Raw genomic sequence first — 14,055 nt, 5'->3', positions numbered from 1 at the left:
TTTCGCTCCGCGAAAGCAAATCCTTTCGCGGAGCGAAAGGAAACTGTGTTAACCGATTTCTCGCACGCGGCGGTCGATCGCGGTCGCGAGCGCTTCGCGGACGCTGTCGATCGTGATCCGATCGAAGACTTGTTGGAAGAAGCCGGAAACGATCAATCGGGCCGCTTCTTTGCGCGACAGGCCGCGGGCTTGGGCGTAAAAGAGTTGCTCGTCGTCGACGCGGCCAGCCGTGGCGCCGTGCGTGCAGCGGACGTCGTCGGCTTCGATTTCCAGGCCGGGAATGGAGTCCGCTCGCGCGGCGTCCGAGAGCATCAGGTTATCGTCGCGCTGGTAGGCGTCGGTCTTTTGCGCCGCCTTGTCGACCTTGATCATTCCGCGCCACACCAATCGCGAAGCGTCTTGAAGCCCGCCTTTGTAGAGCAGATCGCTCCGACAGCTCGGCGCCTGATGGTGTTGCAGCGTATTGTAAGTGAGATGCTGTTTGCCTTCGGTGAACATCACGCCGTTCACCTGCACGTTCGCGCCGGCGCCCACGAGTTCGACGTGCTGGCTGACCTGCGCGAGGCGACTGCCGAGCGCGCCGATCGTCCATTGCAGCGTGGCGTCCCGTCCGACCTGACCGCGCTGATGCGCGAAATGCCAGGTGCCGCGTCCCCAGTTCTGTAAGTTGACGTAACGCAGATTCGCGCCAGCGCCGACGTAGAGTTCGATCGCACCGCAATGCAGCGCGGAGCCCTCATCGCCGGCGGTTTCGGACAGCAGCGTCGCCTCCGCGCCGTCTTCGAGCACGACCAGCGTGTAACCGAGATCGACGCCGCCAGCCGTCATCGCCGAGTGAATGTGCAGCGGTTGTTCGATCGCCACGCCCCGCGGCACGTACAGCAGCGTGCCCGCCGACCAGGCTGCAGCCTGGAGCGCGGCGAGCTTATCGGTCTGCGAAGGAATCGCGCGCTGCGTCAGGAGCGGGCGGACCAACGACTCATGCGAAGCGGCCAACTCGGAGAGTGATCCGAACAGCACGCCGCGCTTCGCCAACGCGTCAGCGAGCGAGGTGTGAACGAGTTGTCCGTCGAGCGAGGCGGTGCGTCCGCCCAGTTCCACGCCTTCGGCCAAGAGCGCCGGATGCGTACTCGGTCCGGCAACGTCGGTCGGGAAGCCGAAGTTATCCAGCCGCAGCAAGCGAATGTCGGTGCGCAACCATTCTTCTTGCCGCCGCTCGGGCATCGGCAATTGTTGAAACGTCTTCCACGCCGCGCGCCGCAGATCCGTCAGCCAATCCGGCTCCTGCCGCGCAGCCAGAAACGCGTCGAATGCCTGCTCAGTAAAACCCTTCTTTTCCGCCACCGCCGTCGTCATCGATCACCATCGTGTGTACTGGTTAAAGCGAAATGATGAATGATGAATGCAGAATGCTCAAAAATTAATTCGTCATTCGACGTCCATCGTTTCGTCCTACCCGACCGAGCCTTCCATTTGGAGTTCGATCAGGCGGTTCATTTCGACCGCGTATTCCATCGGCAACTCTTTCACCAGCGGCTCGATGAAGCCGGCGACGATCATCGTGCTGGCTTCGGCTTCGCTGAGGCCGCGACTGGTGAGGTAGAACAACTGCTCTTCGCCGATTCGCGAGACGCTCGCTTCGTGGCCGATCGAGACGTCCTGTTCTTCGACCTCGATGTACGGGTACGTATCGCTGCGGCTTTGGGGGTCGAGGATCAAGGCGTCGCACACGACGTTCGACTTGACCTTCTTGGCCCCCTTCTCGACTTTGACCAATCCGCGGTAGCTGGAGCGCCCGCCGTTCTTGGAAATGGACTTCGAGATGATTTGACTCGACGTGTGCGGCGCACAATGCACGACCTTCGCGCCGGCGTCTTGATGTTGTCCGTTCGAGGCGAAGGCGATCGACAGGATTTCTCCCCGCGCGCCCGGCTCCATCATGTAGACCGACGGGTACTTCATCGTCAGCTTGGAGCCGAGGTTGCCGTCGATCCATTCCATCGTGGCGGCCTCGTAGGCCATGGCCCGCTTGGTCACCAGGTTGTAGATGTTGTTGGCCCAGTTCTGGATCGTCGTGTAACGGCACCGGGCGTGTTTCTTGACGACGATTTCCACGACCGCCGAGTGCAGGCTTTCGCTGGAATACATCGGCGCGGTGCAACCTTCGACGTAGTGAATCTGCGCCCCTTCGTCGACGATGATCAGCGTCCGCTCGAATTGCCCCATGTTCTCCGCGTTGATGCGGAAATAGGCTTGCAACGGGAAGTCGATGTGAACTCCCTTGGGGACGTAAATGAACGAACCGCCCGACCAGACCGCGGAGTTGAGCGCCGCGAGCTTGTTGTCCGCGGGCGGAATGATGCTCGCGAAATACTCGCGGACCAATTCCGGATGCTCGCGAATCGCGCTGTCCGTGTCGGTGAAAAGCACGCCCTGCTTGGCGAGATCTTCGCGGAGCGAACCGTAAACGACTTCGCTTTCGTATTGCGCCTTCACGCCGGCGAGGAACTTCTTCTCCGCCTCGGGAATGCCGAGCCGGTCGAAGGTCTTCTTGATGTCCTCGGGCACGTCGTCCCAGGTGCGCCCTTGGCGGTCGGACGGCTTGATGTAATAGAAGATGTCCTGGAAGTCGAGGTCGATCTTGCCGCCCCACTTGGGCGTCGGCTTGGAGTTGTAGATTTCCAGGCTCTTGAGCCGGAAGTCGCGCATCCAATCCGGCTCATTCTTCATGTCGGAAATCTGGCGCACGATCTCCGCGTCGAGCCCTTTGCGGCTCTTGAAGACGTAGTTCTCTTCGTTGCGGAAGTCGTACTTGTTGATCTCGACCGCGCCGACATCAAACGCTTCCGTCTTCAAATCAGTAGCCATAGGAATATCTCAATCACGTAGGTCAGGCTTTCCAGCCTGACGCAACAGAATCATGCGCCGTTCGTGATACCGTCAGGCTGGAAAGCCTGACCTACTTACCCGACGGCTTGGAGTTTCTTGCCGTCGCGTTGCATCGCGGCTTCTTCGGCCGCCGCTTCGGGATAGGCCGCCCGGATGCGGTCGTAGCCGCGTTGGTGCAACTCCGCGGCCAGTTCAGGTCCGCCGGTCTCCACAATGCGGCCGCCCAGCATCACGTGCGTGTAGTCGGGCGTGTTGTGTTCGAGCAGTTTGTCGTGATGCGTGATGATCAGGATGCCCATCTCGGCGCCACCGATCTCGGCGATGCTCTGGCTCGCCAAGCGCACGGCGTCGACGTCCAGGCCACTGTCGGTCTCGTCGAGGATCGCGAATTTGGGTCGCAACATGGCCATTTGCAGGATCTCGGCGCGCTTCATCTCGCCGCCGGAGAAACCGTCGTTGACATAACGCCGCGCGAACTCAGGATCGATCCGCAGTTGTTCCATTTTTTCTTTAAGTTCCTTGCGGAACTCGCGCATCGGAATCAGCTCTTCGCCTTCTTTGCGATCGGGGCGACGAACATTGGTCGTCGCGTGACGCAAGAAGTCGGAGACCTTGACGCCGGGAATGGACATCGGCCGCTGGAACGCCAAGAACACGCCGGCTTTGGCGCGATCGTTCGGCTCCATCGCCAGCAAGTCTTGCCCGTTGAGCGTGATGCTGCCGGACGTGATCTCGTAGCCCGGGTGGCCCATGATGGCATAGCCGAGCGTGCTCTTGCCGGAGCCGTTCGGGCCCATCAGAGCGTGAGTTTCGCCGCGGCGAAGCTCCAGATTGACGCCGCGCAGAATCGGCTTGTCGGCGACGGAAACATGCAGATCGGTAATTTTCAGTGATTCAGTCATTTGCCTGGCAAGTTACGGCCACAAGGGCCAATGCTGGGTAGAAGGAAAACGGAACACGTGGGACGCCCACTATCTCCACCTCCACCTATCCCGTGATTTTCTGATGATCGAACACCGGCTGCCGTTCTTCGACAGCCACGTAACCGGAATGATGGGGCAGCGGTAACTCGTCCGGCAGTTGGTCGCCGTTTTGCCCGATCGAGCTGAACCAGTGCATCGCGCCGTCGCCGGTGCGCGATTTCGAGACCTTGTGTCCCTTGATTTTGTCTTGAATCCGCATCAGGCCTTCGAGCAACGATTCCGGACGCGGCGGGCAGCCCGGCACGTAAACGTCCACCGGCACCACCAGGTCAACGCCTTTGACGACGTGGTAGCCATACTTGAAATACGGTCCGCCGCCGACGGTGCAGGCGCCCATCGCGATCACGAATTTCGGATCCGGCATCAGGTTGTACAAACGACGCACGCGGCTGGCCATTTTGTACGTCACCGTGCCGGCCACGATCATCAAATCCGCTTGACGCGGCGTCGCCCGAAAGGCGCCCGCCCCGAAGCGGTCCAAGTCGAAGCGGCCCGCTCCGGCGGCCATCATTTCGATGGCACAACACGCCAGGCCGAACGTCATCGGCCAGATGCTTGATTGCTTGGCCCAGTTAATCGCCTGCTCGACGGTCGTCGTAATGACGTTTTCCTCGAAGCGGCCTTCAATCCATGGTCGGGTCATGATTCGCCTTTTCCGCGTCAACTCGCCTGAAATTCGCAACATGCCTGGCCGTCGAGGCGGCAGCCGCTCAGGCGAACCTGCTCCCCGAGCAACTCGGTGAACAGCATCCGTTCCATTGCGCACACGCCTCGGTCCTTATCCGCCAGGACAGGGTACGGGCAATCGAGCACGGTCAACACCGGCAGGTTTCCCGCGGCATTGACCTCCAACTCCACCCCCCGCAGCCCAAACACCCGTTTTACCGACTGCATCCGTTCCAACAAGGTCCCGCCCTGGATTTCGCGCTCGTAAAGCCGCGCCAGGTTTCGCGCGAGCCGCTGCAGCAAACCACGTCGGACCTCGCTATCGGGGACCGCCCGAATCTCCTCCCAAAGCACGCCAGCCAGGTCGCCAAAGTTGTCGCCGGCCTGGTGTCTTCCCTTTTCGGTGATTCGATAGCAATGTCCCGGCCGACCCCGTTCGCGCTTTTGCACTTCGCGATCGACCAGACCCAGCGACATCAGCCGGGTCAATCGCTGTCGCACGGCCGTGGCGGTGACGCCGGTCGTCCGAACCAGGTCCAAAATGCCCTGCGGCCCCCTCCGACGGAGGAGGTCAAGCATTTGGTCGTCTGATGTTTCCACCGTGCCCATATCACTCATTCCTTATCAGAAATGATACCGGCCGCCAAGTTTTTGACAACCATGTATGTCAAAAATAGGCCGCCGCCGAGTAATTGTTGCATGCAAGTCACATTGTCCGTTCGCAAGTCGCATTGTGACAATAACTTGCAACAATTTGCGGGTTGCCGCAAATTGCGGCGACATCGGTCGGCGGCAAAAGCTATGTTTGCAGTAGTCTTTTTGACTCCTAGGGCCACCTGCGCCTTCTGCCCCCAATCGCTCATCACCGCGTCACGCGTGCCGCCCGGCGTCGATCACCGATCGTCGCAACTCGGAAGGGGTGTTTCCGCGCGCGATCACGGCCGTCGGAGCTACCCCAGGCATTCGTTTCCCAGCGGCTGTTAACTGTGAGGCGTAGTCATGCAAACTAAAACCGCACGTTCGCCTTGGTTCCTGATGACCAAAGCGCTCCTCGGCACTTCGACGCCGCTCCGAGCGGCGAGCGCTTCCGGCGAAACCACCGGTTGGCATCATTTCGGCGTCGAAATCGCGCAGCAGATACGGCGCTACCTAGCTGAATTCTACGAAGTGCCGCCGGCGGACACGATCCAGTCCGATGAATTGGCGCCGTTGGTCGCGGAATTTCAGCGTTTGGCCCATGTCGAGTATGCCGGCGCTTTGGCTTGGGTCGAGCAACACCTGCCGACGGTATTGGACGGCGCAGACGACAAGCAGCTCAAGGATTTTGCGGCCGGCCTCCGCGCCGGCGCTGTGAAATAGTTGGTAGACTGCTCGCTGTTGGTGGCCAACCACGGAGGAGCCATGGCGACGATCGCCCCTTGCCCGCATTGCCGGCAGTGGATCACCCTGCCGATCGACGCGATCCCGGATCAGCGGTTTCAGTGCCCGCTCTGCGTAGAGGAATTCGCCGTCGCGGAAGCCTTGGCGGCGCGCGACGAAGTTCCGTCCGCAACGCCAGCCGAATCAGCGCCGCAATCAACGCCCGGCAAGAGTCTGCAAGTCGAATTCGTGCAGAACGTCGAGCAACTGCGCCAAGCGCCATCGATGGCCGCGCTTCAGCGCCGCACGCGGAAATCGAACTGGCTGGGACAGTTGATCGGCATCATCGGCGGCGGCGTGATCGGGCTGACGATCGGCTACGTCATCCTGTTGAAGCTGCGTGGGCCCGAAGTGGATTTTCTGCACGTCGCACCGCGATTACCGGCCTGGGCCAGCGAACTACTCTCATTGCCGAACGATGCCGCGGAACCGCTGCCGGATGAGGACAGTTCCGCTGGCGAGTCGAGTCCCTGAACAAACTACGAGATATCGCCGTGTCTGAGTCTGTTCCCGCCGGCCCGCCGCCGATTCCTGATCCCCAATCCGCCGAGGGGGACGCCTGGCAGCGCTACCTGCTGTACACGCTGTCGATTCCCGAGCGGACGCTCCGCAGCGGCGCCGGCATTGTCGGCGGGGCGGTGCGCGAAAGCGCCGCGCTGCTGATCCCGCGGGCGTTTCAGAATTCGCAGACGTACCGCATCCTGGTGCAACAGACGCTCGACTTCCTGGTGCAGGACATCGCCGGCGTGGCAGGCAAGCCGCAGGAGAACTCCACGCCACAGGTGGATAACTTCATCGCGCGCAAGGCGGTCGGCAACTTCATCGAACTGGCCGGCATGGCCACGGTGCATCTCTCGCCGCTCACGACGCTGGCCATCGTGGCGGACGTGGCCTACGGCTCCTCGCACTTCCTGAAGGAGTTGTCCGTCGAACTCAAGCGGCAACATCTCATCGACGACAACGCGATGATCAACAACGTCGACGATCTGCTCTCGGCCGTGGCGGATACGGCGAAGGTCACCTCCGGCGCGTTTGATACGCCGCCGCTCTCCGTCGAAGGCCTCAAAGAAACGGTCAAGCAAGCCCGCGACGCGGCGACGCGCGTCGACATCATGCAAGCTTTGCCGCGTGCCGAAGTGGAACGCCTCTGGAACGACATGCACGCCATGGCCAAGGCCCAGGACGCCGACGTCTGGAGCGTCTCCACGACGATGACGTTGTATTCACTCGGTAAACTTGGCAATGTCAGCCAAGGCGCGCTATCCACGGTGAAAGTCGCCGGCAGCCTCTTCGACCGCCACATCCTCGACCACTACCGCCAAGGCCTGAACGAAATCGGCGCAAAGGGCATGTACGCGACGCTCCGCGAATCCAGCGGGCCGTACATCGAGGCGGTTTGGACCAACTTCTCCGGGGAGAAGAGCACCCTTACCGAGGAGTTGTTCACCGGAAGGTTGCTGGCGAAAGGCTGGGGAATGGTCCGCGGCGTAATGAGTGGGAAAGCCACCGGTGGCGAAGGCGAATAGCAAGCGAATTCTTGGCGCAGTACATGGTCTCCTTTTCATTTGAAGTTGGTGAAAGAGCTGGATCCTTCGATTGCTTACGTCGGCGCCAGCGGGTATTTGCACCTTTACTTCGAGACCGACGATATCGCCGCGCTAGCCGCTCAGTACCGGGCGAATGGCGTCGAGTTCGTGAAGGATGTTCACGACACGGCTTGGAGTACGCGCGAGTTCGTCATTCGTGACGATCAGGGGCACACGCTCTACTTTGGTGAACCGCTGGAACCGTCGGCCGATTCTGAATAGGTTGTTGTGCGGGGTGGGAGACCTTCGGTCGGGGCGGTGGCACGGTCGGGAGACCGTGCCACAACTGAGGCTTTGGGAGTGCAATGGCCAGGTTCCGACTCGTCACAGACATCGCCGCACCGATCGACGTGTGCTTCGACTTGGCGTGCGATATCGACTTCCACACCCGCTCTTTGGTGGGCACCGGCGAGCGTGCGGTCGCCGGGCGGACGACGGGGCTGATCGGACCGGGAGAATCGGTCACCTGGGAGGCCCGGCACCTGGGCATCCGCCAGCGACTGACCGTCGAGGTGACGACTTTCGAGCGCCCCGGATACTTCCGGGATGTGATGACGGCTGGAGCGTTCCGATCGTTCGCGCATGACCACCGGTTCGAGGCGCAGGACGGCCGCACGACAATGACGGACGAGGTGGAGTTCCGATCTCCGCTCGGCCCGCTCGGGTGGCTGGTCGACCGCTTGTATCTGACCGGCTACCTGCGGCGGTTGCTGGAGGGCCGGTGCCAGGCCATCAAGCGCGAGGCGGAGTCGGTGGCTCAGAGGGAGGCTTAACCATTCGCTGCGGTAAATGCGGCCTGTCGATTCGCTTCCGCGAGTGCGTAGCTTTCTTGAGTGGGCCGGTCTGATGATGTGTGTCGTTACCGCCGGCTGGCGTCTAGTTGTCCGACGAGAATTCGCTGCACGCTGCCGTCCCAGCCGCGGACGTTGGCCACAATAAGTTCTTACTGCGTCCAGTCGCCCCGACGATAGTTCCGCAGAGGCCTGTCGGTGAAGGCGCCGACGGACTTTTTTGCTTGATTTCTCGGCTCTCGCGCAGATACGACCGAGTACAATCCGCGCTGATCTGGAACCGAGTCGATCCACGTAGGCGGATGCACATGACATTGGACAATCGATTATTCTCCGAGAAGTTTCCTCGCTCATCGAAGTATCATCCCGAATGGGTTGTTGGCAGCGCTAGTGGCGGCGCCAATGCTCTGTGGCTGACCGAATGGCTCGCGGAGGCGATGGACTTGCGGCCTGGGATGCGGGTGTTGGACCTTGGTTGCGGACGCGCGATGTCGTCGATCTTCCTGCACCGGGAGTTCGGCGTGCAGGTGTGGGCGACCGACCTGTGGTTCGACGCCTCGGAGAACCTCCAACGCATCCGGGATGCCGGCGCCGAGGATGGCGTCTTTCCCATTCATGCGGATGCCCGTTCGTTGCCGTACGCCGCGGACTTTTTCGATGCCATCGTGAGTATCGATTCGTTCATCTACTACGGCACGGACGACATGTATCTGAGCTACCTCGCTCGATTGGTAAAGCCAGGAGGCCCGATCGGTATTGCGGGCGCCGGGCTCGTGAGGGAAATCGAAGGGGCCCTGCCCGATCATCTGCGCGCGTGGTGGACGCCGGAACTCTGGAGCCTGCATTCGGCGAACTGGTGGCGGCGGCATTGGGAACGGACCGGCATCATGGAAATTGATACCGCCGATACGATGCCCGATGGCTGGCAACTTTGGCGCGACTGGCACAAGTTGGTAGCCCCACACAACGAAGCCGAAATCAACACGCTGGGCGCGGATCGCGGCGAATACCTGGGCTACGTTCGGCACGTCGGTCGCCGGCGCGCCGACGCGCAGCTCGAAGAACCGATCGCGACGATCCCCATGCAGTACGCGAAAATGCCTCTCCTCCGGGGCGAATAGCCGTGATTTTGAGTTCGTCGCGATGGCGGCCGTGGTTTTCCCATTTCGACGGACGACTATTTCGCTTAGTTCTTGTCGTCGAACGGCCGTTCCACGGCGGCCTGGATTTCCGCAATCATCCGCCCGACGCCGGGCAGTTTCGCGGTGCGGAAGAGCCAATTGAGCCCCTTCTTGATCTCGTCCTTGTGAACCTCTAGGGACTGTTGCAACAGTTGCTTGCGCGTTCCCACGTCAAAGGCAGTTTCCGGATTCTTGGCGTATTGCTGCATGGTCGGTTGCGCGAGGAGCGAGCGCACGGTCGACTCATCCGCCTCGATGCGCAGGTGGCGCAGCGACGCCGCCAGCCCGCCTGTGGGGACTGTCAGGAAGTGGTCGAAGTCCAGCCAGAAGACGCGCTCCGGAAATCGGGCGGCAGCCGCGTGTAAAGAACTGACCTCGCACAGCCAGCTCATGGCCACGCACTCGCCTGGCGAGAGATTCGCCAAGCGCCAATGCTCGTACCCGAGCCTTTGGTGGAGGCGATTCAGCCGCCGCTCCGCCTGGCCAGTGATGTCGCTCATCGCCCCGTCGAGCAACGCCGCGAGGAACGTAACTGGCGAGACGATCAACAAGATTGCCCGCGACGTGGGCACGCGCTCCAGGAGGAGTTCGGACATCTCGGATACGAAGCTCGTGGCCTTGATGACGGACGTTTCGCTTGGCTCGAAAGTGCGCGACCAGAGCCCCAACAACGTGGCGAGACGCTGGTTAAACTCGGCAGCGTTCCACGGACAGTCGGGCTTCCCAAGCTGAAGCCGAACGTCAGCCAAGGTGCGAAGCATTTTCGGCTCACGGAGCGAGAACAGCCCGGGGGCGTCGCCAAGCAATCGCGACAGCAACGTCGAGCCGACGTGCGAAATATGGAAGATGAAGTGGCAGCGTCGCGGGAGCGCGGCAGCGGCGCTCTGCACTTGCTCCCATGCGATTGGGTCGCCCATGACGCTGGGTGCGAGCATCCGCGCATCGAGGAAGCTCGCTTTGGCGTAGTCGGCCCGGCTCAGACGTAGGAACGCAACCGCGTCGCTGTCCTGCTGGAAGGCGAAAGGAAAGAGCTCGGGCGAAGCCGTCAACTCGTCCGCGAAGGTCGATTCAGCCATCGTATTCACTCGGTTCCGCGCGGAACGACCTTGGCAATTCAGTTTCGACTAGACGGGCAAGGCATTGAAGGCGATGGAAATCCGTTCGCCGGCGCCAAAGTAGGGATTCACACAGTGGTAGAGCCATCCCGGGAACAGGACCATCATGCCGGACTGGGCCTTCACCAGCAACTTTTGTCCGAACGGGCTGCCGGGAGTAGAAACCATCTCGGTGAACGGTCGGGGATCGAGCAATTCGAGTTGCCCGCTCAGTGGATGCTCCGGGGCGTCGGTCCCGCCGCTCACGTAATAGACTCCGGACCAAGCGCTGCCAGGATGATTGTGAATGCGGTGATAGTCGCCTGTCCGACAGATGTTGGCCCAGCCAACGACCTTCAGGTTGCCGGTTCCACTCGTGCGAATGTTCGCACCTTCCATCATCTCGAACGTCGTCTTCACCATGTGTTGCACGGCCTCGAAGATCCACGCCTTGAGGATCTTGATCTCGGCGCGCGGCCATTCGAGCGCGTCGGCCTTGGAATGCCATCCCCCGGTATTGCTGTAATTCTCCGAGGGCACGGTCGTCGCCTTCTCGAGAATCAGGCGGCGCAGTTCCCGGTTCACGGCTTCGGAATCCGGAACCTCAAAATGTCCAATCGGCGTGGGGAAGGCAAAGGCGACCTGCTTTTCCATGCGAATTCCGCCAGGTAAGAACGGCTTTGGGGGCGCCCTAGTTGAACACCCCGCTGATGGTTTCGACTTGATCGAACGCCTCAGGACGTAGGACATACACTTGCCCTACTAATCCCTTAATTTATACCACGCTAAAAACCTCCCTGCCGCACATTTCGCCCCACGCGGCGCCGATCCGGGACCAGGCACGGCCGAATCGATGTGAGCCTGTGCGAAATCAAAATCCTGCCCAGCTTCGTCTAATATATCAGCGTCCCAGGCGTTATCTGTCCTGGGCGCCGCTCAAATCATTTCGGAGAACGTGCGATGAAGCGGGTAATCGTTTTGTTGGCCTTGTTCTTATCCTTGGCCGCCGGTCCGGCGTACGCCATCTCCTTCGGCGGGCCCGGCGGGGAGTGGCCGGATACCTGGCCCGAGGAATTGGAGCCGCTCCGGAAGCAGGCGTGGTCCTGGCAACATGATTTTAATGGCCAATCGTACGACATCCCGTTTACGAGCCGGGAAGAATTCGAGGCCGCCTGGCCTCATTTACTCGCGGTCAAAGGAAAAGGGGCGAGCCTGACGTTGCTGCGCGGCGATCACTTGCGCGTCGACAAGGACGGGGCCGCGGGCGTGTGCATGAACAAACAACCTTATGGAAAAAACCAGGAGATGTTGATGTCCATTCGCCTGGTGGTCGACGGCGAGATCGTCGATTTGAACCGCATCGAGTTGCCGGCGGACACGCCGATTATTGATGAGCGGTTTAAGGAAGAGCCGGCGAAGTAGCACTGCCAGCCGGCCGAATCGCTAGTGCCTCGCCTAACGCCTCTTCGAGGTGGTCGAACCGAAACTCGAAGCCTTGGTCCAGCAGACGCTGGGGAATCACGTAACGTCCGTATAGCGCAAGTTCTGGATCCGTGTGCAGAAAGTAGTGTGCGCCGAACCGGACCATCCAAGCCGTTGCCGGCAGCCCGACAGGCATGCGCATGGTGCGACGCAACGCGCGCATGAATTCGACTTGAGAAACTGGATGGGGAGACGAAGCGATGTAGGCGCCGTGCATCTCTGGATTGACGACCGCGCGATCTACGATGCGATGCAGGTCGTGTTCGTGAATCCAACTGATGCCTTGTCGGCCGGAGCCGACGCGACCGCCTAGGCCGAGTTTCACCACCGTTCGCAATCGGTCGAGCGCGCCGGCGCCAACGCCGCGGTTTCTGCCAATCACGAAACTGGTTCTCAGCACGACGCCGCGTTGAGTTGGCAACACGCTTGCGCGGAACGCTTCTTCCCAGGCGCAACCGACGTGCGGAGCAAGTCCATAGCCAAACGCCGAATCCTCGGTACAGATCAACTCTGGCGCGTCGCCATAAATATGGGCGGTGCTCATCTGCACCCAGACCGGCGGCGGAGCGGCGACGTTTCGCACTGCCTGACCCAAAACGCGTGTCGCCTCGACGCGAGAGCGCACGATTTCGTCCATGTGGTCGGGCGTCTTGATGCAATCCACGCTGCGCCCGGCGAGGTTCACTAGCGCCGATGCCCCGTCGAGCGCAGCCTGCCAGTCACCGAGCGTGCGGGCGTCCCAATGAATGTATCGAACGGCCCCATGAACCTGTGCATTGCCGCGCGACAGCACGACCACTTCGGCGCCAAGCTCGGCCAGGTGCGCGGCGAGCGAAGTTCCAAGGAAGCCGCTACCGCCCGCGATGACGATGCGGCCAAATGGAAATGCTTCGCTGATGTTCATGGGAGATTCTTGAGACGGTCGATGGCGGTCGATCTATTTCATAAACTGTCAAACAGCGCAACCTTTAACTTCCGCGAAGCGGTGTTGTCGTAGGAGAGGAACCACGAAAGACGCGAATGGGCTGTGATCGAAGGTCGAGGTGTTGTAGTTGGCCACCGAAGGCCCGTTGGGGTCAAGTTTTACCTTGGCGAGGCATCGGGAATTGGAATGGAATGATTCCGACACGTGCAAAGAACTCGACAATCTCGTCGATCGTTTTTTCGACTTCGTCAAACGAAATGTCGGACGGAATAATTCCTGCCGAGTAGGTTCTTCGAGTTACATCCCACTGCTCATGAAACGATGAAAGGCCGTCGCAGTCCACGTAGCGACTCTTGCAGGCAAGTTTGAACTCTAACCCAACCGAGTGCCAAAATTCTTCGTTCTGCAAACCACGAGCTTGACGAATACGGGAGATGTCATAGAGGTCTTTTGCCCGAACGGCTCCTGCCGATCGCTCCTTTTTCGCGAGGTACGTGGGCAGCGAACTCAAGAAGGCCCGCAGCTTTTCTCCCGCGATGCGTTCGAGCGTGTAGGCATGGACTTCGTGGCCGCCAATCTTGATTCTTCCTACGGACGTCTCCCGGAGTTCTTCCGGAGCTGCCAGGTCGAGCGCTATCGCTGGAAGGCCTCTCACCGCTTGCGTGCGGTCTTCGACACTCAACTTTGCTACAAATGCGTCCCAACCCAATGGATGGCTCTGTGGAGGATGCGAAGTAACGCGAAGGCGCGTAAGCTCAAATCGAACTGGATCTTGTTCATCAAAGCGGCGTCGAATCGCGAGGACCATTGCTCGCTCCAATTCACGCTGTAGATCGTTCCGATCCTGGAATTGTTCGATGAACGAAGTACGGAGGTTCGCATCAAGATCCAGAGACTGCCGTCCGCCACCTAGCCGCAGACTGAGGATGCGGGCTCCCTTAAAAAGGTTCTTCACCCAATTCCGGGGAATGAGGGGATGAGTTGAGTCAACGGCAGGTCTGCTTCATGTTGCTGGGTGTTGACGAAACCAGTGACACTG

General features: G+C 60.6%; 16 protein-coding genes. 7 read left to right on the top strand and 9 right to left on the bottom strand.

Annotation, left to right across the window (positions count from 1 at the left end; genetic code table 11):
• Positions 1–48 precede the first annotated feature (48 nt).
• The 5 genes from sufD to SGJ19_21025 all read right to left on the bottom strand — a co-directional run bounded on the left by sufD (position 49) and on the right by SGJ19_21025 (position 5,147).
• A complete protein-coding gene (sufD, locus tag SGJ19_21045) occupies positions 49–1,356 on the bottom strand; it encodes a Fe-S cluster assembly protein SufD (protein MDZ4782742.1) in 1,308 nt (435 codons plus the stop codon).
• A 96-nt stretch (positions 1,357–1,452) separates the two neighbouring features.
• Positions 1,453–2,868, bottom strand: coding sequence for a Fe-S cluster assembly protein SufB (sufB, locus tag SGJ19_21040; protein MDZ4782741.1), 1,416 nt, complete (start codon positions 2,866–2,868; stop codon positions 1,453–1,455).
• Between the two features lie 95 nt (positions 2,869–2,963).
• The gene (sufC, locus tag SGJ19_21035; protein MDZ4782740.1) at positions 2,964–3,791 is read right to left on the bottom strand and encodes a Fe-S cluster assembly ATPase SufC; all 828 of its coding nucleotides are present in this window, start codon (positions 3,789–3,791) and stop codon (positions 2,964–2,966) included.
• A gap of 85 nt (positions 3,792–3,876) precedes the next feature.
• Positions 3,877–4,515: an NADH-quinone oxidoreductase subunit B family protein gene (locus SGJ19_21030; protein MDZ4782739.1), complete on the bottom strand. Its 639-nt coding sequence runs from the start codon at positions 4,513–4,515 to the stop codon at positions 3,877–3,879.
• A gap of 17 nt (positions 4,516–4,532) precedes the next feature.
• On the bottom strand, positions 4,533–5,147 hold the full coding sequence (locus tag SGJ19_21025) for a winged helix DNA-binding protein (GenBank protein ID MDZ4782738.1): 615 nt from the start codon (positions 5,145–5,147) through the stop codon (positions 4,533–4,535).
• Positions 5,148–5,537: 390 nt separating this feature from the next.
• On the opposite strand from SGJ19_21025, the gene SGJ19_21020 reads away from it, so the two are divergent.
• The 6 genes from SGJ19_21020 (at position 5,538) to SGJ19_20995 (ending at position 9,455) form a co-directional block, all read left to right on the top strand.
• The gene (locus tag SGJ19_21020) at positions 5,538–5,897 is read left to right on the top strand and encodes a hypothetical protein (GenBank protein ID MDZ4782737.1); all 360 of its coding nucleotides are present in this window, start codon (positions 5,538–5,540) and stop codon (positions 5,895–5,897) included.
• Between the two features lie 42 nt (positions 5,898–5,939).
• A complete protein-coding gene (locus tag SGJ19_21015; GenBank protein MDZ4782736.1) occupies positions 5,940–6,431 on the top strand; it encodes a hypothetical protein in 492 nt (163 codons plus the stop codon).
• Positions 6,432–6,451: 20 nt separating this feature from the next.
• Positions 6,452–7,483 (top strand): hypothetical protein, encoded by a 1,032-nt coding sequence (locus SGJ19_21010; protein MDZ4782735.1) that lies wholly within the window; start codon positions 6,452–6,454, stop codon positions 7,481–7,483.
• 48 nt (positions 7,484–7,531) lie between these two features.
• Complete coding sequence (locus SGJ19_21005; GenBank protein ID MDZ4782734.1) at positions 7,532–7,765, top strand: VOC family protein; 234 nt, start codon at positions 7,532–7,534, stop codon at positions 7,763–7,765.
• Between the two features lie 83 nt (positions 7,766–7,848).
• Positions 7,849–8,316 carry an SRPBCC family protein gene (locus tag SGJ19_21000; protein MDZ4782733.1) on the top strand — a complete coding sequence of 156 codons (468 nt, stop codon included), beginning with the start codon at positions 7,849–7,851 and terminating at the stop codon, positions 8,314–8,316.
• 326 nt (positions 8,317–8,642) lie between these two features.
• Positions 8,643–9,455, top strand: coding sequence for a class I SAM-dependent methyltransferase (locus SGJ19_20995; protein ID MDZ4782732.1), 813 nt, complete (start codon positions 8,643–8,645; stop codon positions 9,453–9,455).
• Positions 9,456–9,520: 65 nt separating this feature from the next.
• Here the strand turns inward: SGJ19_20995 and SGJ19_20990 are convergent, their stop codons facing one another.
• Complete coding sequence (locus tag SGJ19_20990; protein ID MDZ4782731.1) at positions 9,521–10,591, bottom strand: hypothetical protein; 1,071 nt, start codon at positions 10,589–10,591, stop codon at positions 9,521–9,523.
• A 48-nt stretch (positions 10,592–10,639) separates the two neighbouring features.
• Positions 10,640–11,263, bottom strand: coding sequence for a 2OG-Fe(II) oxygenase family protein (locus SGJ19_20985; GenBank protein MDZ4782730.1), 624 nt, complete (start codon positions 11,261–11,263; stop codon positions 10,640–10,642).
• A 306-nt stretch (positions 11,264–11,569) separates the two neighbouring features.
• Between SGJ19_20985 and SGJ19_20980 the strand changes: the two genes are divergently transcribed.
• Positions 11,570–12,031 carry a hypothetical protein gene (locus SGJ19_20980; GenBank protein ID MDZ4782729.1) on the top strand — a complete coding sequence of 154 codons (462 nt, stop codon included), beginning with the start codon at positions 11,570–11,572 and terminating at the stop codon, positions 12,029–12,031.
• Here SGJ19_20980 and SGJ19_20975 read toward each other — a convergent pair.
• Positions 12,009–12,995, bottom strand: a complete 987-nt coding sequence (locus SGJ19_20975; protein MDZ4782728.1) for a TIGR01777 family oxidoreductase — start codon at positions 12,993–12,995, stop codon at positions 12,009–12,011. The genes SGJ19_20980 and SGJ19_20975 overlap by 23 nt on opposite strands.
• A gap of 172 nt (positions 12,996–13,167) precedes the next feature.
• Complete coding sequence (locus SGJ19_20970) at positions 13,168–13,971, bottom strand: nucleotidyl transferase AbiEii/AbiGii toxin family protein (protein MDZ4782727.1); 804 nt, start codon at positions 13,969–13,971, stop codon at positions 13,168–13,170.
• Between the last annotated feature and the right edge of the window lie 84 nt (positions 13,972–14,055).

The organism is Planctomycetia bacterium (assembly GCA_034440135.1).
Lineage (GTDB): Bacteria > Planctomycetota > Planctomycetia > Pirellulales > JALHLM01 > JALHLM01.
Note: the sequence above shows the minus strand (reverse complement) of the source record. Positions and strands in the feature narration are given on the sequence as shown.

Excerpts from the sequence above, each read along its gene's own strand:
- sufD (MDZ4782742.1), bottom strand. The coding sequence starts at position 1,356 with ATGACGACGGCGGTGGCGGAAAAGAAGGGTTTTACTGAGCAGGCATTC.
- sufB (MDZ4782741.1), bottom strand. The coding sequence starts at position 2,868 with ATGGCTACTGATTTGAAGACGGAAGCGTTTGATGTCGGCGCGGTCGAG.
- sufC (MDZ4782740.1), bottom strand. The coding sequence starts at position 3,791 with ATGACTGAATCACTGAAAATTACCGATCTGCATGTTTCCGTCGCCGAC.
- SGJ19_21030 (MDZ4782739.1), bottom strand. The coding sequence starts at position 4,515 with ATGACCCGACCATGGATTGAAGGCCGCTTCGAGGAAAACGTCATTACG.
- SGJ19_21025 (MDZ4782738.1), bottom strand. The coding sequence starts at position 5,147 with ATGGGCACGGTGGAAACATCAGACGACCAAATGCTTGACCTCCTCCGT.
- SGJ19_21020 (MDZ4782737.1), top strand. The coding sequence starts at position 5,538 with ATGCAAACTAAAACCGCACGTTCGCCTTGGTTCCTGATGACCAAAGCG.
- SGJ19_21015 (MDZ4782736.1), top strand. The coding sequence starts at position 5,940 with ATGGCGACGATCGCCCCTTGCCCGCATTGCCGGCAGTGGATCACCCTG.
- SGJ19_21000 (MDZ4782733.1), top strand. The coding sequence starts at position 7,849 with ATGGCCAGGTTCCGACTCGTCACAGACATCGCCGCACCGATCGACGTG.
- SGJ19_20995 (MDZ4782732.1), top strand. The coding sequence starts at position 8,643 with ATGACATTGGACAATCGATTATTCTCCGAGAAGTTTCCTCGCTCATCG.
- SGJ19_20990 (MDZ4782731.1), bottom strand. The coding sequence starts at position 10,591 with ATGGCTGAATCGACCTTCGCGGACGAGTTGACGGCTTCGCCCGAGCTC.
- SGJ19_20985 (MDZ4782730.1), bottom strand. The coding sequence starts at position 11,263 with ATGGAAAAGCAGGTCGCCTTTGCCTTCCCCACGCCGATTGGACATTTT.
- SGJ19_20980 (MDZ4782729.1), top strand. The coding sequence starts at position 11,570 with ATGAAGCGGGTAATCGTTTTGTTGGCCTTGTTCTTATCCTTGGCCGCC.
- SGJ19_20975 (MDZ4782728.1), bottom strand. The coding sequence starts at position 12,995 with ATGAACATCAGCGAAGCATTTCCATTTGGCCGCATCGTCATCGCGGGC.